This is a genomic window from Bartonella sp. AA81SXKL, from assembly GCF_042196945.1.
Lineage (GTDB): Bacteria > Pseudomonadota > Alphaproteobacteria > Rhizobiales > Rhizobiaceae > Bartonella.
Window position 1 is genome coordinate 1 of record NZ_JBHIRH010000170.1, and the last position, 825, is coordinate 825.

Annotated in this window: 1 pseudogene; it reads left to right on the plus strand. The window is 33.9% G+C overall.

The features are described from left to right. Positions 1-185: pseudogene (locus ACFINZ_RS10365) on the plus strand (LPS export ABC transporter ATP-binding protein); the annotation flags it as partial. Positions 186-825 lie beyond the last annotated feature (640 nt).

Here is an 825-nt window from a genome sequence, read left to right on the forward strand (position 1 = left end):
GTTATTTAACTAGGCGTGGGATTGGTGTTTTGATAACGGATCATAATGTGCGTGAGACATTAGGGCTTGTCGATCGTGCTTATATCATTCACGCGGGACAAGTTTTGGTTCATGGTTGTCCTAATGATATTATCAACGACGCTGATGTGCGCAGAATTTATTTAGGAAATCAATTTTCTCTCTGATTTTACAGCTTTTACTTTTCATCAAAAACGTCTTTATCACCTGTAGCAATTTGCGTGACGATTTCTCTACATTTTTACTTACGCTCAAAAAGCTCAATCCATTTAAGATGAAATCATAGTGTACACAACCACTATACCCATGTATTCAAACAATCAAATCTTTTTCACAGGGTTGAATGAGAGTTTATTTTTTCTATACATTTTTCTCGTATAACTAATGACAATTATTGACCAGATTGCAGAAACTTTAGAAATGTTATTAAGAACTTCAAATAAGAAGGTCTGGTTTTGGAAGCAAGAGGAGGATGAATGTCTTTTAGTTGGGTTACGCAATAAAATCTTCTATGGTGATTGTGTTGAACAGGTTGTTGCTGAAAAACTCCTTAATTTATACCAAATTTTTTTATAATTGTAATCTTAAACTAAATTTTTGTTGGGTAAATGAAAAAAGCTCATCAAGATGAGGTGGTCTCGTTGTTTTATCGGTTTTGTTTGCTTTTAATGGCACCATAGAAAAGATATCGCTAGATTAACCTCATAATGAATGATAAAGAAGGCAACACGCGTGTTGTTGGAAGGTATATAAGTATTCATAATACTTTTCTCCTCTCCGTCGAATCAAACAACGCATTAATGATGC